Source organism: Angustibacter sp. Root456 (genome assembly GCF_001426435.1).
Lineage (GTDB): Bacteria > Actinomycetota > Actinomycetes > Actinomycetales > Angustibacteraceae > Angustibacter.
Genome location: NZ_LMER01000020.1, coordinates 462,920 through 484,965, shown reverse-complemented (window position 1 = coordinate 484,965; position 22,046 = coordinate 462,920). Strand labels below are relative to the sequence as shown.

Annotated in this window: 12 protein-coding genes; 2 read left to right on the top strand and 10 right to left on the bottom strand. The window is 73.3% G+C overall.

All coding sequences use genetic code 11. The annotated features are described in order from the left end of the window. Positions 1-180 precede the first annotated feature (180 nt). Positions 181-759 (top strand): PadR family transcriptional regulator, encoded by a 579-nt coding sequence (locus ASD06_RS17035; RefSeq protein WP_056680417.1) that lies wholly within the window; start codon positions 181-183, stop codon positions 757-759. A gap of 39 nt (positions 760-798) precedes the next feature. Next, positions 799-1,878: an inositol-3-phosphate synthase gene (locus ASD06_RS17030; protein ID WP_056680416.1), complete on the top strand. Its 1,080-nt coding sequence runs from the start codon at positions 799-801 to the stop codon at positions 1,876-1,878. Between the two features lie 88 nt (positions 1,879-1,966). On the opposite strand, the gene ASD06_RS17025 is transcribed toward ASD06_RS17030, so the two are convergent. The 10 genes from ASD06_RS17025 to ASD06_RS16980 form a co-directional block, all read right to left on the bottom strand. Continuing rightward, positions 1,967-2,236: a WXG100 family type VII secretion target gene (locus ASD06_RS17025; protein ID WP_082538159.1), complete on the bottom strand. Its 270-nt coding sequence runs from the start codon at positions 2,234-2,236 to the stop codon at positions 1,967-1,969. Positions 2,237-2,300: 64 nt separating this feature from the next. Beyond that, positions 2,301-2,597, bottom strand: coding sequence for a WXG100 family type VII secretion target (locus ASD06_RS17020; protein WP_082538158.1), 297 nt, complete (start codon positions 2,595-2,597; stop codon positions 2,301-2,303). Between the two features lie 52 nt (positions 2,598-2,649). After that, positions 2,650-7,092: an FtsK/SpoIIIE domain-containing protein gene (locus ASD06_RS17015; protein WP_056680408.1), complete on the bottom strand. Its 4,443-nt coding sequence runs from the start codon at positions 7,090-7,092 to the stop codon at positions 2,650-2,652. Then, positions 7,089-9,509, bottom strand: coding sequence for a transglutaminase domain-containing protein (locus tag ASD06_RS17010; RefSeq protein WP_157371773.1), 2,421 nt, complete (start codon positions 9,507-9,509; stop codon positions 7,089-7,091). The genes ASD06_RS17015 and ASD06_RS17010 overlap by 4 nt, the downstream gene beginning before the upstream one ends. After that, positions 9,506-10,729: a DUF58 domain-containing protein gene (locus ASD06_RS17005; RefSeq protein WP_056680402.1), complete on the bottom strand. Its 1,224-nt coding sequence runs from the start codon at positions 10,727-10,729 to the stop codon at positions 9,506-9,508. Before ASD06_RS17005 ends, ASD06_RS17010 begins: the two co-directional genes overlap by 4 nt. Before the next feature lie 4 nt (positions 10,730-10,733). Continuing rightward, entirely contained in the window at positions 10,734-11,702 is a 969-nt protein-coding gene (locus ASD06_RS17000) for a MoxR family ATPase (RefSeq protein WP_056680400.1), read from the bottom strand. Between the two features lie 55 nt (positions 11,703-11,757). Beyond that, positions 11,758-18,117 (bottom strand): fibronectin type III domain-containing protein, encoded by a 6,360-nt coding sequence (locus tag ASD06_RS16995; RefSeq protein WP_056680395.1) that lies wholly within the window; start codon positions 18,115-18,117, stop codon positions 11,758-11,760. Further along, positions 18,117-18,851 (bottom strand): hypothetical protein, encoded by a 735-nt coding sequence (locus tag ASD06_RS16990; RefSeq protein WP_056680391.1) that lies wholly within the window; start codon positions 18,849-18,851, stop codon positions 18,117-18,119. Before ASD06_RS16990 ends, ASD06_RS16995 begins: the two co-directional genes overlap by 1 nt. Position 18,852: 1 nt before the next feature. Then, a complete protein-coding gene (locus tag ASD06_RS16985) occupies positions 18,853-20,475 on the bottom strand; it encodes a serine/threonine-protein kinase (protein ID WP_056680387.1) in 1,623 nt (540 codons plus the stop codon). Next, on the bottom strand, positions 20,472-22,046 hold the full coding sequence (locus ASD06_RS16980) for an FHA domain-containing protein (RefSeq protein WP_056680386.1): 1,575 nt from the start codon (positions 22,044-22,046) through the stop codon (positions 20,472-20,474). Before ASD06_RS16980 ends, ASD06_RS16985 begins: the two co-directional genes overlap by 4 nt.

Below are 22,046 nucleotides of genomic sequence, written 5' to 3'. Positions count from 1 at the left end.
GACGGCGCCCACCACCCACTCGAGACGGGCGGCTCCACGTGGTCCTCACCAAACCTGCCCACGGATCGAACCGGGGCAGCTGTTTGCCATCGCAGCATCCCGTCACCTACAGTCCGACATATCGCGGCGATACATCGCGCGGATCGGTCGGCCCGGTACCCGGCACCTGAGGAGGTCAGCATGGCACGTCGCTCCGACGTCCTCGACCTCGCGGTCCTCGGGCTGCTGCACGACAGCCCCCTGCACGGCTACGAGCTGCGCAAGCGGCTCTCGACCGTGCTCGGGCCCTTCCGCGCGCTCAGCTACGGCACGCTCTACCCCTGCCTGAAGCACCTGTCGGACCAGGGCTGGATCACCCAGTCCAGCGCCGACGGCGAGGGCACCGGGCGGCGCGCCCGCATCGTCTACGAGCTCACCGCTGCCGGCAAGGAGCACTTCGAGACGCTCGTCGACGAGTCGGGGCCGACGTCCTGGGAGGACGAGAGCTTCGGCGTCCGGTTCGCGTTCTTCGCGCGCACGCCCACCGACGTGCGGCTGCGCATCCTCGAGGGGCGCCGCAGCCGGCTCGAGGAGCGGCTCGACTCCGTGAGCAGCTCGGTGGCTCGCAACCGTGAGCGCGCCGACCAGTACACGCTCGAGCTGCAGCGGCACGGGCTGGAGTCGGTGCAGCGCGAGGTGCGCTGGCTCAACGAGCTCATCTCGAACGAGCGCCGCGACGCCGGCGCAACCGACAGCACGACTGACCGCACCACCCCCTGAGCACCACCCCACCCAGAAGAACCGATGAAGGAGCACCGCATGGGATCCGTCCGTGTCGCCATCGTCGGCGCCGGTAACTGCGCCGCCTCGCTCGTCCAGGGCGTGCACTACTACGCCGACGCCGACCCGAACGCGTCCGTGCCGGGTCTGATGCACGTGATGTTCGGTGACTACCACGTCAAGGACGTCGAGTTCGTCGCCGCCTTCGACGTCGACGCCAAGAAGGTCGGCTTCGACCTGTCCGAGGCGCTGGTGTCGAGCGAGAACAACACCATCAAGATCTGCGACATCCCGCCGCTGAACGTCCCGGTGCAGCGCGGCCACACGCTCGACGGCCTCGGCAAGTACTACCGCGAGACCATCGACGAGTCCGACGCCGAGCCGGTGGACGTCGTCCAGGTGCTCAAGGACACGCAGGCCGACGTGCTCGTCTCCTACCTGCCGGTGGGCTCCGAGGACGCCGACAAGTTCTACGCCCAGTGCGCCATCGACGCGGGCGTCGCCTTCGTCAACGCCCTGCCCGTCTTCATCGCCTCCGACCCCGAGTGGGCCAAGAAGTTCGAGGACGCCGGTGTGCCGATCGTCGGCGACGACATCAAGTCGCAGGTCGGTGCCACCATCACCCACCGCGTGATGGCCAAGCTGTTCGAGGACCGCGGCGTCGTGCTCGACCGCACCTACCAGCTGAACGTCGGCGGCAACATGGACTTCAAGAACATGCTCGAGCGCGACCGCCTGGAGTCCAAGAAGGTCTCCAAGACCCAGGCCGTGACGTCGAACATCGGCCACGACCTCGGTGCGCGCAACGTGCACATCGGCCCGTCGGACTACGTGCAGTGGCTCGACGACCGCAAGTGGGCGTACGTGCGCCTCGAGGGCCGCGCGTTCGGTGACGTCCCGCTGAACCTCGAGTACAAGCTCGAGGTGTGGGACTCCCCGAACTCGGCCGGCATCATCATCGACGCCATCCGCGCGGCGAAGATCGCCAAGGACCGCGGCATCGGCGGCCCGCTGCTGTCGGCGTCGTCGTACCTCATGAAGTCCCCGCCGGTGCAGCAGCCGGACGACCTCGGCCGCGAGAGCGTCGAGGCCTTCATCCGCGGCGACATCGAGCGGTAGGGCTTCACCGAGAACGCAGAAGCGGCCCATCCGGAGGGATCCGGGTGGGCCGCTTCTGCGTTCTCGCTGCGCTGCAGCAGGCGTCACCTCACTTGGAGGCGGCCTCCTGCTGGTCGGCGTTGCGGTCGCACACCTTGCTCATCGCCGTGATGTCGCTGGCGGCGGTGGTGAGCTTCTTGCTGTGGCTGTTCCAGTCGCTGATGAACCGGCTGGCGTCAGCGCCGTGCCAGTTCTCACCCATGCGGTTGACGGCGTTCTGGATCCGGCTCTGGACGTCGTCGAGCGTGCGGGCGTCCTTCTTCAGCTGCGCAGCGATCTCGCGCACGCGCTGGATGTCCATCCCCTGGCTGAGCGTCATGGTCGTTCCCCTTCAGGTCTTCAGGTCGAGTCGAGCGGGCGGTCGGTGAGTCGGGCGAACCGGCTCAGTGCGAGGTCGAGATCTGCTGCTTGACCTCGGCCTTGGCGGTCTGCGCCATCTCCTCGATGAGCTTCTTGGCGTGCTTCAGGGACGCCTTGTGCTCGCCCTCCCACTGGGCCTGGAAGCGCTTGGCGTCCGGGCCGCGCCACGCGTCCTGCAGCCGCTGGGTCTCGGTCTCGAGCTTGTGGATGAGCTTCTGGATCTCGCCGGCGAGGTTCTCCAGGTGGTTGGCCTGGGTCTGCACCACCTCAGGGGTCATGCCCTTGAAGGAGCCCCCGCCGCCTGCTGCCGCGTTTGCCATGATCGGATCCCTCCTGCTGGGTCGTGCCGGTCTGTCCGGCTTGGTGATGAACCTAGAGCGAGTCGGCGGGGGCGTCGATGGGGAGCACTCCCCCCTCGTCGACCGCCACCTGCGCGAGCTCGGCCCGCCCCTTCTGGACGACGAACCCGCGGCCTGCGGGGACGTCGGGCTCGGTGACGGCCGGCAGGTCGGTGCGAAAGAGCGTCTGCCCCTCGAAGCCGTCGGGCTGCAGGACGATGCCGCTGCGCGAGGTCTTGACCACCGCCGGCAGGCCGTAGCCGGACGACAGGTCGGAGGTGTCACCCTCGACGACGACGAGCTGCTCGTGCTCGACGAGCGCCTTCACCAGCTCGGTGACGTCGTCCTCGCTGCGCCCGTCTGCGACGTCGCCAAACGCCTCGACCGCCACCACGAGGCTGCTCGGGGCGAGCGAGCCCTCGGCCAGCCGCCGGCTCAGGGCGCGCGCCAGCTCGCAGATCTCGTCCTGCCCCGCCGCGACGTGCCGCCACAGCGGATCGTCGCGCAGCCGGGAACGCTTCGGAGACAACAGGTAGGCCTCGACCGACGGACGCCACCGCTGCACCGCGCGGACGACGGTGCGCACCGCCGTCGTGCGCCCGCTGCCCGCCGGGCCCGTGATGACGAACGTGCCGACGGGGTCGATGGTCTGCGGCCCGAGCGACTCGGCGCTCACACCCACGACCGGCCGGCCGTCGGCCTGCGGGGGGAGCTCGGCGAGCGGCATGCGGTCGCCCAGGCTGCGGATCGGCGGCGCCTCAGGCACCCCAGCCTTGCGCATGGCCGCACCGAAGGCGGCCACCGCGCGGGCCTGCGCCGACACGTCGCTCGTGCCACCCAGCACCGCCACCTGCAGCTCGTGCGGGCCGAGCAGCCCGCGGCCCGGCGGTGAGGCCAGGCTCAGCACGTCGGAGGGCGCCGACAGGAACGAGTAGTCGTCAGGGTGGGCCATCCGCAGGACGAGCCGGGTCGGCATCGCCGCTGCGAGCGCGGGCCACATGCCGGCCCGCTGGTCGATCGCCACGACGACGTGCACGCCCACCGGCCGCCCGTCGGCGGCGATCGAGGTGAACAGGTCGAGCCAGCGCTGTCGCTTGGCCGTGTCGTTGGCCTGGCGGAACGCCGTGAGCCCGTCGACGAGCAGCAGCATCCGGGGCTCGTGCGGTGCGTTCGCGAGGCGGCGGTACTCGGTGATCGTCGCCGCGCTGGCCCGTGAATAGCGCTCGGCCCGCTCGTCGATCGTCTCGCGCAGGTGCCCGAGCAGTCGCTGCATCCGCTCGTCGTCCGAGCCGTGCACGACCGCCCCCACGTGCGGCAGCGACTCGAGCATCGACAGGCCGCGGCCGGCGAAGTCGAGCCCGTAGACGTGGCACGGGCCGCCGCGCACGGTGTACCCCGCTGCGATGGCGAGACTGCGCAGCAGGACGGACTTGCCGGAGCCCGAGGCGCCGAAGACGGCGAGGTTGCCCTCGAGGTCGGGGCGGAACGACACCACCGGCTGCTGCTGGTGGTCGGGGTCGTCGCCGACGGCGAACACCAGCTCGTCGTCACGGCGCGACGTCGGCAGGGCGGCGAGCTCGTAGTGGTCAGCCAGCTCCGGAAGCCACGGCTTGCGCGGAGCAGGGAGCTCGGCCTGCGCGGCAGCCCCGGTGATCGTGCCGACGAGACGCTGGATGTCGGTGGGGCCCAACGCCTCTCGGGCATCGGGCCGGTCGTCGTCGACCGGCGCGAGCCACTCGACGGCACCGCCGAAGGTGAGCGTCTCGACCGCCATCTCCGGGGTCGGCTCGGCGTCTGCCGTCCAGCCACCGGCGTAGGCGGTCTGGAACGGAGTGAGCCGTCCGGGGCCCGTCTTCGACACCGCGCGACCGGGCAGCGCGGGGTCGAAGAAGGCCGCGACGTTCGAGTCGAGGACGTCGGTGCTGTCACTCTCGTCGGCCATCCGCAGCGCCAGGCGCAGGTTGGTGTTGGCCCGCAGGTTGTCCTTGATGACGCCGGCCGGGCGCTGGGTGGCCAGCACCAGGTGCAGGCCGAGTGAGCGGCCGCGCTGCGCGACGTTGACGACCCCGTCGACGAACTCGGGCACTTCCTGCACCAGCGCCGCGAACTCGTCCACGACGATGATCAGGCTCGGCGGCGCGTCGACCTCACCCCGGCGCTCGAGCTCGACGAGGTCCTTCGCATGGTGCTGCGCCAGCAGGTGCTCGCGGTGGCGCAGCTCGGCCGACAGCGACGCGAGCGCGCGGCGTACGAGGTGCGGGCTGAGGTCAGTGACCAGGCCGACGGTGTGCGGCAGGTTCACGCAGTCGCGGAAGGCCGAGCCGCCCTTGTAGTCGACGAGCAGGAAGGTCACCCGCTGCGGAGAGTGCGCTGCGGCCATGCCGAGGATCCAGGCCTGCAGCAGCTCGGACTTGCCCGATCCGGTGGTCCCGCCGACGAGTGCGTGCGGGCCGTCGGCCCGCAGGTCGATGGTGAGCGGACCCTGCGCGGACTGACCGACCACGGCCCGCAGCGTGCCGGGCTGGCGAGGCAGGCGCTCTGGGGCGTAGGGGCCGGTGAGCACCGACCGGCTCTCGCCCCAGCGCTCGATCACGGCGTCCGGCGAGGTCGCGAGCTCTGGCCCGGTGAGCGAGAGCAGCGACACGGCGCGAGGCAGGTCGCTGTCGTCGTCGACCGGCGCGCCGCTGTCGACCACCGCCGACATGAACCGGGCGGTCTCGAGCGCCTGCGTGGCCTCGACGGCGTCCGGTGCCACCGGCAGGTAGAGCCGGCTCTCGCCGACGTACCCGACCTGCGCGGTGCCGTCGGCGGCGACGTGCAGGTAGGTGCGGCAGGCTGCGGGCAGCAGCTCGAGGCGCTCGGCGTGCCAGAGCACGACCACCCCGCGGTGCCAACCGCGCTCGGCGAGCTGCACGAGGCGCGCCCGGTCGACCGGCGCGTCGTCCTCCACCAGGACGACGACCACCGGCTCCGCGGGCGCCTCGGGCTGCCGTTCGCGCAGCAGGCTGCGACCGGCGACGAGGTCCTCCAGCTCGCTGAGCAGCGCCGTGCAGGCCGGGCCGGTGCTCGCGAGGTGCCGCGCCTCCAGGGGGCTGTGCGGCGAGGCCACGTGCGGCAGCCACTTGAGCCAGTCCCAGTCGCGCGCGCTGCGTTCGGACGCGAAGGCGGCCAGCACGACCTCGGCCGGTGAGTGCAGCGCGACCGTCTGCGTCACCAGCGCCCGAGCGGCGGCGAGCGCCTGCACCCGCGGCCCGGCGACCCCGACGGCACCGTCGGCCAGCGGGTCGGCCACCACCGGGACGTCGTCGACGGCGTTCAGCCCTTCGAGGCTCGCCGACGTCTCCTGCCACGCCTCGACCTTGGAACGGCCGACGTCCGGCATCTCGATGGTGGAGCGGGAGGGTTGGCGGCCGGTGCCGAGGCGCCACTGCACGAAGCCGGACTCGCCAGGCCGCCGCGTCCACACCAGCGGTGCGAGCGAACCCACTGCGGCGCAGCACTCCTGGGCCGACGGCAGCTCGGCGAGGCGCACCTGGTGCTCGGTCGCGAGGGCCGCCCGGATCTGCTCGGCGAGCAGGCCGAGGTCCTCGCGGAAGTCCCGCATGTCGTCCTCGAAGTCCTTCTTGGCCTCGCGGCGCTGCTCGACGGCCATGCCGATCATCATCAGCGGCGTGAGGAACAGGAAGAGCAGCGAGTACGGGCTGCGCGTGAAGGCGAACAGGCCGAGCCCGAGCAGTGCGGGGACGGCGATCGCGATCCACGGCATGCGGGTCTTGCGGGCGCGCTCGGGGAGGTCAGGCACCTTCCACGTGGCGCCCTCGTACACCGGCGACAGCCGCGGCGAACGGGCGAACGCCACGCCGGCCGCCGATCCGTGCACCACGCCGGCTGCGGTCTCGACCACCCGGATCTGCAGCACGGTGTCGCCGATGCTCACCGTGCCCGCCGCGCCCAGCATCGCGCGGTCGACGACGTCCCCGCCGGCGCTGATGCCGTTGGCGGAGCCGAGGTCGACCACCTCGACGACGTCCGTGACGAGCAGCTTGGCGTGCCGGCGCGACACCGACGGGTCATTGAGCCGGACGTCGACGCCGCGGCTGCGCCCGACGTACGACGTGCCGCGCTGCAGGGGGAACTCGCGCCCGGCGTCCGGACCGGTGGTGACCACGGCCACTGCGGCGGGCTCGCTCTGGTCGACGTAGCTGTCGCTGCGCCGGGTGACGGTGAGGTGGGCGCCGGAGCGCAGACCGGCTTCGGTGACGGTGAGGCGCGGGTCGACGGCGCGGTAGCCCTCGTCGACGTGCGAGAGCGTGAAGTCGCCGCCGCCCGCGGGCGTGCTCGCCGACCCTGAGCGCCGCGAGGGGTCGACCTGCACGAGGTAGCGCGCGAGGTCGCCGACCGTGGTCGCGGCGTCGACCGTCGCGATGAGGTCGGTGGTCGCGCCACCGGGCGAGTCCAGGCTGAACTTGAGCTTCACCGTCGGGGGGCCTTCCTGTCGTCCCGGCGTCGGCCGCTGCGCAGGGTGCGCACGTCCCAGTCGGCGCGCAGCGCGCGCCAGCGTCCGGCGTCGCGCCGCAGCGCGTCGCGGACGGTGTCGACGTCCGCCCAGTAGGCGGCCACCTCGGCGTCGGTCGGCTCACCGGGGCCGAACACCGAGGCGTCCGCCGTCACCGCGAGCCGGCCGACGTCGTCAGGGGCCCCGACCAGCTGAGGCACCTGCTCGCGGCGGGTGAGGGTGCGTGGCACCGGTCGACCGAGCTCGCGGGAGGTCTCGATGAGGTCCTGCCAGCCGGCCGCCACCCGCGCGGACGGCGGGCCCACCAGCCGGCGCCGCCGCCGCTGCCGCCGCTTGAGCGCGACGAGCACCAGGTGCAGCCCGAGCAGCAGCAGCACCGGCAGGACGACGAAGATCAGCAGGCGCACCAACCAGTCGGGCCAGCCGCGCGGGTCGAGGGGCCCCCGCTTGGCGCGCTTGGCCTTCGTGTCGTTCTGCGCCTGGTCGGGCCCTTGCAGCAGGCTCGGCGGGTTCTGTGCCGCGGGTGGCGGCACCTGGGCGCCGACCTGCCGCTGCTGCGACCGCAGCTGCTGGACGTCCGGCGTCTTGTTGCGGTCGGGCACGAAGGCGGACGCCGGGATGGTCAGCCAGGTGCCGTCGGCCCGGTTGACCTCGACCCAGGCGCGCACGTCCTTGCCCTTCACCCGGCCGTCGGGCTCCGGCACCGCGCCGAGCACCACGCGAGCCGGGAGCCCGAGCCGGTTGGCTACGAGGGCCAGCGTGGCGGCGTACTGCTCGTCGTCGCCCGCGAGCTGACTCGAGCCGACGAACCGCGCCAGCCGGCCGATGCTGTGGCCGGGCAGGTAGACGCTCTCGCTGCTGCCGCGCGCCCCGCCGTCGGTGTAGGCGCCCTGCGAGCGCATGTACCGGGCGACGGCGACCAGCTTGGCCCAGGGATCCTGAGCGTTGCCGGTCCAGGCGTCGAGCTTGTCGTCGACGAAGGCGACGGAGTCGGTGTCGACGGACGTGGCCGAGCCGACGTCCAGCTGCTCGGGGAGCTTCTCCGGCGGCGACTGCGGCACGACGGCCTGGAGGGTGTAGGAGTCGCCGGGCCCGATGGTGCCCGGCAGCACGCCGCTGTCGGTGTCGACGTTGAACCGCAGCTGGTCGGCGAGCTGCTCGGCCCGCGGGCCGTGGAACTGCAGCGCGGTGACGGCGCCCACCGTGGGCAGCCAGACCTCGCGGTAGCCGCCGGAGGGCACCTGCACCGTGAGCGTCACCTCGCGCCCGCGCGCCGCCGTGGCCAGGTGCGAGCCGACGCGCCGGAACGCCGCGCCGGGGTCGGCCGTGCCGATGGCACCGGTGCCCGCCGCGCCCCAGACCGAGCCGTCGTAGCTGTCGAGCGTGGCGATCCGAAGCGGGACGCCCTCGGGCAGCCCACGCACCGTGAGCAGGGTGCGGTCGAACAGGTCAGCCTGGTTCGGCTTGGTGTAGCGCCGGAAGCCGGCGAGCGGGCTCGGCAGCTGGGCGACGTCGAAGGGTGGCTGCAGGTCGGTGCGCCAGACGGTGCGGGCCTGTCCGGAGCGGGCTTCGAGCACCGGCCCGGCCAGCACACCGGCCGCCACCGACACCGCGAGCAGCCCGACGGCGATGCCGGCACGGGTGGTGCGCGCCGTGCCGCTCTGCAGGCGCGAGCGCAGCCGGCTGGCCCGCTGCACCAGCCACAGCAGCGCCACCACCGCGAACCCGGCGCCCTGCAGCCAGGTGGCGGCGGGCTGCACCGTGCCCAGCGCGATCGACAGCAGCAGCAGCGCCAGCGGGGCGACGACGGCCGCCCAGGGGGCGCGCCAGCGCCGAGCGACCGCGTAGGTGGCCGCCGACCCGACGAGGGCGAACAGGAACGGCAGCGCGACGAGCCTGCCGGTCGCGTCGACCGGTGCGAGCGTCGTGAGGAGGTCCTTCCAGCCGGGCACGGCGGCGTGCGCGAGGTCGGCCACGGTGCGGCCGGTGGGTAGGACGCCCGCCACCAGGTGGTCGCGCACGGCCATCGGGCCGCCGAGCAGGAAGTACGCGGCGGCGAGCGCCACCAAGCCGACGAACGGGCCGAGCCCCGGCAACCGCGCCGCCTGCACGACGTGGGCGATCACGAGGCCGACCAGCGCGCCGAGCACCGCCGCGACGACCCACTGCGGACCGTAGAACGACGTGCGGAAGCCGGCGGCCGCCACGAGCACCAGCACCAGCGTCGCCCCGGCGTCGACGAGCTGATCGCGACCGGGACGCAGCGCACGCCCCACCTGGCGCAGCCGCTCGCCCGGCGGCACGACGCGGTCGCGGCCGGCGAGGTGGGCGGGTGGCGGCGGCACCGCGCTGGGGAGGCCCCCCGGTGTGGCGGTCACGAGCGCACCCCCGACACCAGCAGGTTTCGCAGCTCGGCGAGGTCGGCCAGGGTGAGCACGGTCAGGCCGGCGACGTGCTGCACGCCCGCGCGGGCCGACGAGTCGACGACGAGGACGACGACGCGCACGTCCTGCTCGAAGTGCGCAGTCGCGCGGCGAACGTCGACGAACGCGCGCTGCGGGCCGGTGACGACGACGGCGAGGCTCGCGTCGGGCGCCAGCCGCACGGCCTCGGCGGCGGCGGCCTCGAGGTCACCCCTGCCGGTCTGGACGCGGGCCAGCACGTCGAGGGTGAGCGGCGCCGTCGTCCGGCTGGCGCTCAGGCCGCCGGCGCAGACCGTGGTGTCCTGCTCGTCCCTGATGGAGCGCACGGCGATGCTGGCGCCGACGCTGAGGGCGGTCTCGGCGTCCGGCTCACCGCCCGCGTAGGCGTCGAGGCCGGTGTCGACCACGACGGCGACGTGCGAGCGCCGGGTGTCGAGGAACTGCCGGACGAGCAGGCGCCCGTGCTTGGCTGACGACCGCCAGTGGATGTACCGGCGGTCGTCGCCGGGCTGGTACTCGCGCAGGGCGTGGAAGGCGAGGTCGCTCATCGAGAGGTCCTCGGTGGTGTCGCCCTCGAGGTCGCGCAGCAGGCCCGAGCCGAGGCTCTCGAGCGGAACGGTGCGGGGGTGCACGAACAGCTGGGTGACGGCGGTCCAGGTCAGCGTGCGGCGCACGAGGCCGAAGGGGTCACCCTGCACCGTCGTGGCCGGCCCGACGTCGATGACGCCGCGGTGCTCGGTGGGCACGACGAACAGCTCCTCGTGCGTCGTGCCGCTCGCGATGGTCGGTAGCACGAACCGGGCGGCACCGACCCCGATGGGCAGCTCGACCACGACGGGCAGCAGCGTGCGCCGCGCGTGGTTGGTCACGAGCACCCGACCGCCCGCCGCCTCCCCCACGGTCACGCGGTGAGGCGACACCTCGGCCACGATCTCGAGGCGCGTCCGGCCCGCGACCAGCACGCAGCAGAGCACGAAGAGCGTGGCGCACGCGACGGCGACGACCATGAGCTCGACCCAGCCGAACCGGCGTCCGGCCAGCAGCGCCACGACGGCGAGCGCCAGCACCGACCAGCCCAGGCCCGACACCCAGCCGAGCACGCGACCCACCGGCCGGCCGGCCGGGCCCAGGGCTCCGGCCAGCCGCTGCCGCAGCCGCTCCGCACGCTCACGCATCGGATCAGGCGACCCGCTCGACCGGGGGCGCCACCTCGGCGAGCACCTGCGCGATGACCTGCTCGACCGACGTCCCAGCGAACTGCGCCTCGGCGGTGAGCAGCAGGCGGTGGTTGAGCACCGGTGTCGCCAGCATCTTGATGTCGTCGGGGACGACGTAGTTGCGGCCCTGCGAGGCGGCCCAGGTCTTGGCGCAGCGCACGAAGGCCAGGCACCCGCGCACCGACAGGCCCAGCCGGACGTCGGGGTGGCGGCGGGTCTCCTCGGCGATCCGGCTGACGTACGACAGCAGCGCCGGGTCGACGTGGATCTCGTCGGCCAGGGCCGCCATGTCAGCGACCACCGAGCTGGTGATCACGGGCTGCAGCTGCTTGGTGCGGTCACGCGTGCTGGCCTCGGCGAGCACCGCGACGGTGGCCTCGTGGTCGGGGTAGCCGAGCGAGGTCTTCATGAGGAACCGGTCGAGCTGGGCCTCGGGCAGCCGGTAGGTGCCGGCCTGCTCGATCGGGTTCTGCGTCGCGATCACCATGAACGGCGCGCCGACCGAGTGCGCCACGCCGTCGACCGTGACGCGACCCTCTTCCATCACCTCCAGCAGCGCCGACTGCGTCTTCGGCGAGGCCCGGTTGATCTCGTCGGCGAGCACGATCGTGGCGAAGATCGGGCCGGGGTGGAACTCGAAGACCTGCTTGCCCGGCTCGTAGATCGTCACGCCGGTGACGTCGGAGGGCAGCAGGTCAGGCGTGAACTGGATCCGGCTGTTGCTGCCCTGCACCGTGCCGGCGATGGCGCGGGCGAGCATGGTCTTGCCGGTGCCGGGGAAGTCCTCCAGGAGCAGGTGCCCTTCCGACAGCAGGCAGGTCAGGGCGAGGCGCACGACGTGGGCCTTGCCGAGCAGGGCGCGCTCGATGTTGGCGACGAGCGTGTCGAACGTCTGGGCGTACCACTCGACCTGCTCGTGGGTGACGGTCATCGGTGTTCTCTGCTTCCTTCTGCGGGACGTGCGGGGGTCAGGGGACGGACGGGCGTCACGGGTACCAGTCGACGAGGCCGGACTGCACGGTGCCGGAGGGGCCGCCGGAGATCTGGACGTTCACCTTCGGACCGAGGTTGGGGTCGAGCGCGCAGTAGTCGCCGGAGTTGCCACCACCCGCCAGCACCGTGACGGTGCCGGTGTAGAACGCGCCCTTGCGACCGGACCGGAAGCACTTGAGCGTGTAGCCGCCGGGCGTGACGCCCTCGGCGTGCCAGAGCACCTTGTAGCAGTTGCCGCAGTCGCTGGTCCTGGCCCCCGCGTGCACGTTCGTGATCTTCTTGGCCGGCTGGGGCGCCTTGTCGGTGCGCCCGCGGATCGTCGTCCAGCCGCTGAGAGCACCGGTGGAGTCCTTGGCGCGCACGGTGATCGAGTACGCCGTGTCGTACTTGCCGTACGTGAACGAGTAGGACCGCGCGTTGCCTCCGAGGGCCACGGTCGTGCCGCCGCGCCGGACCTGGAAGCCGGTGATGGGCCGGCCGTTGGTGCCTTGGCTCCAGCGGTAGGTGATCGTCTTCGCGTTGGTCGACGAGCCCTGGCTGACCGGCGCCTTCGGCGGCCCGTACGGCTGGAACGCGTTGCTGTACGCCGACCAGCTCGAGCAGCGACCGGCGTCGTTGCAGGTCGAGACGCGCACGCGGTGGCTGCTGTTGACCGACAGCCCGCTGAGCTGGCGGCTCACCGAGGTGTTCTCGGGGCAGTTGCTCGAGCACGACCAGGCGCCGGTGCGGCCACCGTCGGTCTGCCACTTGACCTGGGTGAAGCGCGACGCGCGCGTGGTGCCGAGCCGCACCGTCACGGTCGCCTGGCTGTTGGCCGACGGCGTCGTGACTCTCGGCGTCCCCGGAGTCGACGGGATGCCTGTGGAGCGGTAGGACTCGACGTTCGCCTTGGCCGACTCCTTGCCGCCGCCGTTCGTGGCCGTGACGACGTAGCCGTAGGTGCGTCCGTCGTACGGCACGGTCTGCGTGGCCTGCCGCGTGGCGGACGCCGACACCCGGGCGAGCGTGCGCCACGCCCCGCCGTCGAGGCGGTAGTACACCGTGTACTGGGTGAGCGGCGGCCCGTTGGGCGACGTCGTGGGCCAGGTGATCTTGACCTGGCCGGTGCTGCTGTCGGGGGTCGGCGTCCGCGGCTGCACGCTCGGACGGCCGACCGGCGGCGGCGTACCCACCGACTGGCCACGCACCGCCGGGCCGAACTGGCCCCAGCCGGCCTGGTTGTGACCGCGCACCCGGATGCTGTACTCGTCGTCGTTCGTGAGGCCCGACAGGCGGGTGCTGGTGGCCGCCACCCGCACGGTGCGCGACCCTGGGTGCGAGCCGACGTTCGTGTACTGCACCTCGTAGGTGTCGACCGCGGTGCCGTCGAAGGTCGGCCGGTTCCAGGCGACGCTCAGGGTGCGGTCGCCGCGAGCGGTGACGCGCGTGCCGCTGATCGGCGGCGGCGCGGTGTCGGGGGTGACGGCCTGGCTCGGCCCACCTGCGGGCGACCAGCCGGCGGCGTTGCGCGCCCGCACAGTGAAGCGGTACGCCGTGCCGTTGGTGAGTCCGGTGATGGTGCACGGCGAGGCGCTGCACGCCTTCGTGCCACCCGACCAGCGCACCTCGTACTCCTGCACCGGCAGACCGCCGTCGAACGCGGGCGGACGCCAGCTGACGCGGGCCGAGCCGCCCTGCACGCGGTCGGCCACGGCCGAGACCTGTTGCGGCGCCAGTGGCTTGCCGCGCACGCTCACGCTGATCCGACCGGTGGCCTCACGGCCCGGTGCGTCCGAGACGGTGACGAGCAGCTGCTGCGCGCCGCTGGCTCGGTCGCCCGCGCGCACGGTGAGGCGGCAGCCGGATCCGGTGGCGCTGACCCCGTTGCCGGACAGCGGCCGGGTGCCGGTGATGGTGCACGCGGGGTTGGCGAGCGGTGAGCTGAGGTAGGGCCGCAGGTCGACCGTGCGGCTCGCGCCGGGCTCGATGGCGCCGAGGTCGACGGGGCGCAGCGAGGGAGGCGGCACGGCCGCGCTGATCTGGCCGTCAGGCCCGATGCCGATGACCTTCACACCGATGTCGAACTGCTCCTTCGAGCCGTCCACACCCACCTGCAGCACGGCGTTCTGGCCGTCCGGTGCGTCGTCGTGCGCCTTCAGCACCACGGACCGACCACCTGCGCCGGTCTGGGTGAGGTCGACCTTGCGGGGCGCGGTCTTCCACCGCGCGGTGAAGCGCACGTCGTCGAGCGAGAGGCCCTGCGGCAGCCAGGCGTGGCACAGGCGAGGGACGTCGAGCGTGCGCGCCGGCCCGCGGGCGATCACCGTGACGGTGTACGCCGGGCAGCGCAGCAGCGGCTGCTTGGGGCCGATCTGCACGGGGATCGAGACGTACGACGTGTGTGCCTTCTCCACGGCCGTCGGCGCGTCGGTGACCTCGAGCATCAGCGCGCCGGGGCCGACGTACCCGCGCATCGAGGTGAGGTCGATGCGCGTACCCGAGTCGGACTGGCCCTGCAACGCGTCGACCGGCGAGGTGCTCAGCGTGTCGGGCGACGTGATTGAGACGGCCGTCCCGCTGGGGGCACGCACGTAGTCGCGCAGGTCGATCGTCTTGGTGGAGTCGGTGTCCATCTCGATGAGCGATCCGGACACCACGAACGGCGCACCGTCGGCGCCGGAGGGCACGTAGATCAGCGCCATCGCCCGGGCACCGTCGGCGTCCTCGATGACATAGGGCACCGAGCGGGGATGGTCCTCGACGGTGACCCGCACCTGGCGGCCCTCGACGACGGCGCCCTCGCCGAGCACACCCACGAGCTTCAGCGAGGCGTTGTCGCCGTCGAGGTCGTAGTCGTTCGCCAGGACGTCGACGAGCGTCGACGTCTCGCCGTCCTTGGGCTTGGCGACATCGTCGACGGCGGTGGGCGGGTTGACGAAGTCCTTCTGGCCGCGCACCAGCAGGGTCGTGCGGGATGGGTCGAACAGGCCGTCGTCGAGCCCGTAGGTGAGCGCGCTCGGCGCACCCTCGTCCGGCACGACGGTGCGGTAGGTGTCGTCGCGCTGGCGGCTGAAGCGCTGTGCGACCTTGGGGTCATTGAGCTGCTTGATGTCCTCGAGCTCCACCTCGTCGTGCGGTGAGATGAGGTCGTTGTCGAGCACCGGCGCGTTCACCGTGCGCCCGGGTGCGGCCACCACCTCGTCCTCGACGGCCACCGGCGGCTGCGGGTCGCTGGGCGGCACGACGCCCATGCGGATGAAGCCCTCGCCGAGCAGTCCGTAGCGGTCACGCACCTGGTACCGGATCGTCTCCGTCCCGGCGCTGCGCGGGTACGCCTCGTACCGCAGCGTGGTCGGGGACACCGAGGTGATGCGGCCGAGGGAGAGGTCGACCGCGTCCCCGTCGTCACCGACGATGCCGGTGACCGTGACGGAGTCGCCGTCGGGGTCGACGCCGCTCGTGGGAACGGTGACCGAGATCGAGTCACCGGCCGTGACGCTGGCCGAGAAGCTGCGCGGCACGGGCGCTTGGTCCGGGGTCGTCGCGGTGGGCGCAGGCTTCACCGTCACGGTGACGCGGCCGGTGACGGCGTTCTCGGGCAGGCCGTCCGGGAACGTCGTGTACTCGAGCACCGACACGGTGTCGGCGGGCTGGGGCGTCGCGTCGGGCACGAAGCGCAGCACGTTGCCCGACACGAACACCGCGCCCTTGCCGGTGACGACGCGCGCGCCACGGGGGTCGAGCCGCAGGGGCACGCCGTCGGCCATGGAGTCGTTGTCCTGCACCGGGATCGACACCGAGTCGCCGACTCGGACGACAGCCCGGTCGTCCTGCACCAGCGGCACGACCTCCTGGTCGAGCGGGGGCTTCTGGGTCACCGCGACCTGGCCGGTGGCCTGCCGGACGCCGTCGCTGACGACGTACTGCACGGTCGCGTGGCGCACGTCGTCACCGATCGCCGGCTGCGTCGCCTGCAGGTGCAGCCAGCGCCCCTGCACCACCGACGCCCGGATCCACGGCACGTCGCTCACGACCCGCTGGGTCACCAGCACGTCGCCGCGCGGGCTGTAGTCGTTGGCCAGCACGTCGACCACCGAGGGCAGCTGGTCGCGCAGCGTCGCAGCGTCGGTGGCCGCGACCGGCGGTGTGTCGTCGTCGGGGTCGGCGAGTACGTCGACGCGGATGCGTCCCACGTCGGTGGCCGAACCGACCTGCGCGGCGTAGCTCAGCACGTACGTGCCCGGCGTGCTGCCGGTCACCGTCACGACTCCGGTGTCGGTGTTGGTGTCGACCTTGAGGTCGCCCACCGGGCGCACGGCCGAGGCGATCCGCAAGGTGGCCTCGGGGTCGGTGGGGTCGGCGCCCGTGACGTCGTTGCCGAGCGGCTCGACCTGCACCGGCTTGCCGGCGACGCCCCGGACGACGTCGGTCTGGCTGCGCGGCGGCACCGCGCGCTCGGTGTCGCCGAGGACGTCGATGGTGACCGACGCGGTGGTCGATCGCCCGTGGCCGTCGTCCACCGCGAACTTCACCTGGTGCGAGCCGGTCTCGGACGGCGCCCGGAAGGTGAGCCGGCCCTGCCCGTCGATGCTCGTGCCGGGCGCGACGGCGTCGGCGGTCACGGGGTCGGACTCGGGGTCGCGCCAGTCTGCGAGCACCGCCAGCTCGACGTTGCGGCGCGGCAGCGTCGGGAAGCGGGCCTTGGCCAGGGACGTCGCCCCCGGCCGCAGCGCCGGTGCAGTGTCGACGTCGTCGCCCACGAGCTGCACCGACACCTTCGCGGTGGCCCGCGATGTCGCGGTCGCCCCGCCGTTGTTCACGGTGTACGAGAAGGTGATCCGGTCGCTGCTGACGTCACGCGGCACCGAGAGCAGGATCGCCTGACCGTCGGCCGAGACCTGCGCCGTGACACCGGAGACGTCGGGTGTGGTGACGTCACCTGGAGCGATGGCGAGGATGTTGCCTGCGGTGTCGGAGTCGTTGTCGAGGACGTGCAACGTCGACACCACCCCGGGCCGGGCGCGCAGCGAGTCGTCGCGCGCCTTCGGCGGCTGCTGGGCGGTGTTGTCGTCGACGAGGTTCTGGTTCTTCTCGGTGTTCTTCCGCTGCTGCTGCGGCGGCGGGATCACCGAGTCCCAGTTGTCGACCTTCACCGGCTTGTCGTCGAGGTCCCACACCGAGCCGCTGTCGAGGTCGTTGAGGACGATCTGGCCGCGGTTGACGCGCAGCTTCACGCCGTCGGTGCGCGGGGCGTCGGACGCCGACTCGATCCGCACAGCCTGCGTGGGCTCGCCCTCACCCCGCGCCGCACCGGCGGCGGCCCCGCAGCTGCGGCCGTAGTACGTAACTCCCGTGGCCGCCCAGGCGCCGTGCACGCAGTTCGCGAGGCGCACGGGCCGCGCCACCTGCAGCGCCGCGGCGGCCTCGCCGCTCTGGTCGTCGGGCAGCGCGACCACCTCGGAGCCGCCGCTCTCACCGTCGAGGGCGACGACCTGAACGCCCGCCGTGCTCTCGACGGCCACGCCGTCGGCCTGCGGCCCGGGCTGCTGCAGGGCCGCGTACGCCGGGTCGGCCGCGTTGTGGTCGCCCAACGAGCCCTGCGCGGCAATGGGTTTGGGCTGGCCTGCCACCCAGAGGCGTTCCTTGGCGGCGTCGAGCACCACCCAGGTGGTGCCGACCGCGGTGAGGTCGAGCGCGCTGGAGCGCAGCGCCGTGGTGTCAGTGGTCGCCCGCTCGAACCCCCCGGCAGTCGGCCGCAGCGTCGCGACCTTGCCCGTGGCACCGGACGCCGTGTAGACCGAGCCGTCGACCCCCACGGCCAGCACGGCCTGCGCGCCGACCGTGACCAGCGGATCGGCCTGCGCGCTCAGCGCGGCGACCGACTCGACCGCGGAGTCGGGATCGACCCGCTCGGCCCACACCTTGCCGGTCGCGGGGTCGATGCGGGCCAGCGTGCCACCGCGCAGGTCCGCGGTGTCGGGACGAAAGGCGCGCGACCCCGGCGCCGCCGTCCGCGGTGCCGCCAGCGGCGCGATGGCGTCATCGCGCAGGGTCGCGGTGATCGGGTCGATCGGCATGAGCTGGTTGGCCGTGCGGCTCACCGCGACCACGGCGGAGCCGTCCTGCAGGACGTCGAGCCCGGCACCTGCCGCCGTCGGGGCCGCCACGCCGGCGTCGAGCTCGCCGACCGGCTTGTTGAGCCGGCCGTAGCGAGCGTCGGCGTTGGAGGTGACCCAGACACCGCCGTCGTGCAGGTCGGCGCGTCGGATCACCTCGCCGTCAGCGCGCACGGCGAGGCCGACGAGCAGCGCGGCCACGACACCGACCGCCGTCGCCGAGGCCGCCGTGGCCCGGCGGCGAGTGAAGACCCCCATCAGCGTCCCTGGCCCGCCGCCGAGTCCGGTGCGCCCGTGGTCACGCCCGAGCGCTCGGGCAGCAGCGCGAGGTCGTGGACGCCGACGATCCGGGTCGACAGCGCGTGCTCGACCAGGCGCGCCTTGCGGTTGCTCGCCAGCTTGGTCGGGCCGCCGTGCAGGCCACGGATGCCGGCGTCGGCGAGCTTGCTGCAGACGTTGTCGAGCTTGCGGTTGAAGCGGGTGAGGGTCCAGCCGAGTCGCTCAGCGGCCTCGGCCGACGACGGCACCTGGCCCTGGCCGCCACCGCGCCGCAGGAAGCCCTCGCACAGGGCGACGACGAGCAGCTTCTGGTCGGGCGTGAACGACACGCGGCCCACCGTGGTCTGGCCGCTCGCGTCGTCCTGCTCGGCCTCGAACACCGCGGTGAAGGCCGGCTCGTCGACGTGCAGGTCGAACTCGTAGGTGGTGGGGCCGGCCGTGAACCACACCGTGAAGTGCTGCAGCGCCAACGGAACGCGCGCTCCCGGCGCGAGCCAGGCCTGGAACAGTCCCTTGTCGTCAGCCACCGTGGCGGTCAACGTGGTGCCCACGTTGGTGAGCCACCACAGGCCGCCCTCCTCGACCACCACGAGGAACGCACGGTGCAGGTACGGGTTGTCGTCGATCTCCAGGTCACCGACCCGGCCGATGGTGAAGGGCCGCCCCGGCTCGGCCTGGAACTGCTCGCCGCAGAACTCGATGCGCACGCCCACGTCAGCCCGCCCTCCCACACGCTGCTTCGGACGGGTTCGAGGTGACACCGGAGCGCACGACCGAAACCACGACACACAGCGCGCGGCCCGTGGTGGTGCGCACCGTCGTCGAGGTGTCCTGCACCGTCCGCGGCGCGGCGCGGCGGGCGTCGTCGGGCGTCGGGCCGACCTGGATGCGGAAGGTGTCGCGGCCGCGCTCGGGCGCCACGTAGTTCCAGCTGAAGGTGACTCCGCCCGCGATGGGGCGCACGGAGACGGTGGGGGTGCTGGGGATGTCGACCACGGGCTGATCGGACGGCGTGATCGTGGCCCTGCCGGTGGCCGGGGTGCCGGGGTCGGCCGCGTCCCCTCGGCCGCCGAGCAGCAGGACGACCAGCACGACCACGGCGAGCGCCACCAGCGTGACGACTGCCGTCAGCGCGACGGCCGGCCGTCGCCAGCCCGCGAGGTCAGCTGTCGGCTGCGCGTCCACCGGCACCGGCATCGCCTGCGGCACAGCGGCAGGCGAGCGACGCACCGTGGCGTCGTCGGCCTCGGGCGCCGGAGCGGGCCGCGGACCCGGCGTGGCGTAGGTGGTGGGGTGCGGGGTGACACCGTCGGCAGGCGGAGCGGGCCGCGGGCCGGACGTGGGTCGAGGTGGCGCAACGCGTTGCGCCGCAACGCTCTGCGGGGCCTTGACGCGCGTCCGCTCATCCTCGTCGTCGTCGACGGCACCCCGGTGGCTCTCCAGGGTGGCGTTGCCGCTCTCATCCAGCACCAGGATCTCGGTGCGGGCGAAGCGTTGCTCCTGCTCGACCTGCTGCAGGGCCCGGGCGAGCTCCAGCGCGGTCGCGGGCCGAGCCTCGGGCAGCTTGGCCATCCCCTGCTGCAGCAACCGCTCGAGGGTCTGGGGCACGTCGGCGCGGCCCGTGCCGGGCGGGGCGCTCTGCCGGATCCGCGGCATCAGCGCGTACGACGAGTTGTCGCCACCGGGCACCTCGAACGGCGAGCGCCCCACGAGCAGGTGCCACAGCGTCGCCGACAGCGAGTACACGTCGGCCGCCACGCTGCCGTTGCTCTGGCCGTAGATCACCTCCGGCGCCGCCCAGGGCACCGAGACGCCGACGTCGTCGAGGTCGTCGTCGTCGCGCGCCCCGCGGCCGGCGATCCCGAAGTCGGTGAGGCCGGGTGCGCCGTACTGGCTGACCAGGATGTTGGCCGGCTTGATGTCGCGGTGGGTGATGCCCGCGCGATGCGCCGTCTCGACCGCGCTCGCTACCTGGATGCCGGTGCGCAGCACCTCCTCCACCGTGAACCGCTCACTGCGCGCGCGCAGCGCGAGGTTCGGCGGCGGGTAGTACTTCATCACCATGTAGGGCCGGCCGTCGGCGGCGACCTCGGAGCGGAAGATCTGCACGATGTAGGGGTGGTCGCCGAGGTGGGCCATGGTGTTGGCCTCGTCGGTGAACTGGCGCCGGATCGCGTCGGTGAGGCCGTCGCGCTTCAGCACCTTGACCGCCACGGGCATGCGCGGCATCTGCTGCTCGTAGAGGTAGACGTCGGCGTAGCCGCCAGAGCCCAGCGGCTCGACGAACACCAGGCCCGGGATCTCGGGTGCCGGAGCGGCCGGCGGGCGCGCGTTCACGGCGTCACCTCGTAGACGAGGCTGACCTCGTCGGCGAGCACCACGACGGTGCCCGGCTCGATCGGCTGCTGGTCGCCGGGACGCAAGCGCACCGGATCCTGGCCGGGCAGCTGCACGGTGGTGCCGTTGGTCGACCCGAGGTCGCTCACGAGCACGTGCCAGCCCTCGAGCGCGAACTGCGCGTGGTTGCGTGAGATGTCCTTGTCGGGGCTGGCGACCTTGACGACGTGCGGTCGGTCGCCGAGTGAGACGTTGCCCGCGAGGGTCGGTGCCCGGCCGAGCAGCACGCCGCGGTCGAGGGTGACGACGTCGCCGGTCGACAGCGTGAGCACGCCGAGCGGCGGGCGTGGCGTGCGGTACGGCGTCTGCGCCGGGACGTCGCGCCCGCACACTCGGCAGCGGGTGGCGTGCGCGGGGCTGGGGTGTCCGGCCGGACAGAGCACCGCGAGCACCTCCGGGCCGGTCACCGGCCGCTGGGCGAGCAGGGCCGCGCGGTCGACCGTCGCCTCGTCGAGCTCGTCGAGCCCCTCGGGTTCGTCGGTGGCCTCCAGCTCGGTGCCCGCCGCGGGCGGCGTCGGCTCGGGCTGCGGCCGGGCCGGCAGGCTCACCTGCTGCACCGGCACCGGCGCGACGGGGACGGGTGCCGCAGCCGCTGCGGGGGCCGGCTCGTCGTCCGGGGCCGAGCGCCGCCACGGCACCGAGCTGATGAGGGGCGGCGGCGCGTCGGTGCTGGTCTGGCGCGCCTGATCACGGCCGGGGTCGCCAGCGTGATCATGCGCGCCGGACCCTGGTGCCGTGGGGAGCTGGCCGGTGAGCTCGGTGGTGGGCGGCGGCAGCGTGAGGTCGACGGCGACGGCCTCGGCCGGACGCGGGGGCACCAGCCCAGGCGTCGGTGCGGGCGGCTCAGCCACCGGCTCGCGGGCGGACGGTGCCGGCGCGGCGGCCACGCCCCCGAGGGCCAGGCCTCGCTCGGTCGCACCGAAGAGGAAGTCGTACGAGAAGGCCGCAGCGTCGTCGGGCGCCGCGGCAGACCTGGCCTCACCGGCGGCCACGGCCGGCGGCGGCTCGGCCTTGGCCGAAGCCGGAGGCTCAGCCGGCACCATCAGCGACGGCGGCAGCGGCCAGGCGGCCTCGACCGGCACGGCGGCGGCCCGGTCGTCACCGACCGCTGCGCCCACCCCATCCAGCGGCTCGGCCGACGCGACCTCCTGCCCGGGCGCGAGCAGCGCGACGCGGGCGACGCCGGCGAGGTCGACATCGCGCCACGGCCGGGCACCGGCCGCCTCCACGACGTGCTGAGCGCCGTCCGCCTCCTCGACGACGACCCGGCCGCCACCACGCACGACCACCCGCGCGCCGTCCTCGCTCAGCGCCACCGCCGCGAGGTCGGGCACGGCGCGCACTCCCCCGGCGAGCGCCGCGTCGAGCACGTCGTCGAGGTCACCGCAGGCCGCCGCCGAGCGGCAGCCGTCGACGAGCTCAGCGGACGCGGCGTCATCGAGCAGCACGACCAGGCCCGTGCCGTGGACGAGCGTCCACGGTCCCGGTGCCACGGCGGCGTGCGGGCGCAC

Excerpts from the sequence above, each read along its gene's own strand:
- ASD06_RS17035 (WP_056680417.1), top strand. The coding sequence starts at position 181 with ATGGCACGTCGCTCCGACGTCCTCGACCTCGCGGTCCTCGGGCTGCTG.
- ASD06_RS17030 (WP_056680416.1), top strand. The coding sequence starts at position 799 with ATGGGATCCGTCCGTGTCGCCATCGTCGGCGCCGGTAACTGCGCCGCC.
- ASD06_RS17025 (WP_082538159.1), bottom strand. The coding sequence starts at position 2,236 with ATGACGCTCAGCCAGGGGATGGACATCCAGCGCGTGCGCGAGATCGCT.
- ASD06_RS17020 (WP_082538158.1), bottom strand. The coding sequence starts at position 2,597 with ATGGCAAACGCGGCAGCAGGCGGCGGGGGCTCCTTCAAGGGCATGACC.
- ASD06_RS17005 (WP_056680402.1), bottom strand. The coding sequence starts at position 10,729 with ATGCGTGAGCGTGCGGAGCGGCTGCGGCAGCGGCTGGCCGGAGCCCTG.
- ASD06_RS17000 (WP_056680400.1), bottom strand. The coding sequence starts at position 11,702 with ATGACCGTCACCCACGAGCAGGTCGAGTGGTACGCCCAGACGTTCGAC.
- ASD06_RS16995 (WP_056680395.1), bottom strand. The coding sequence starts at position 18,117 with ATGGGGGTCTTCACTCGCCGCCGGGCCACGGCGGCCTCGGCGACGGCG.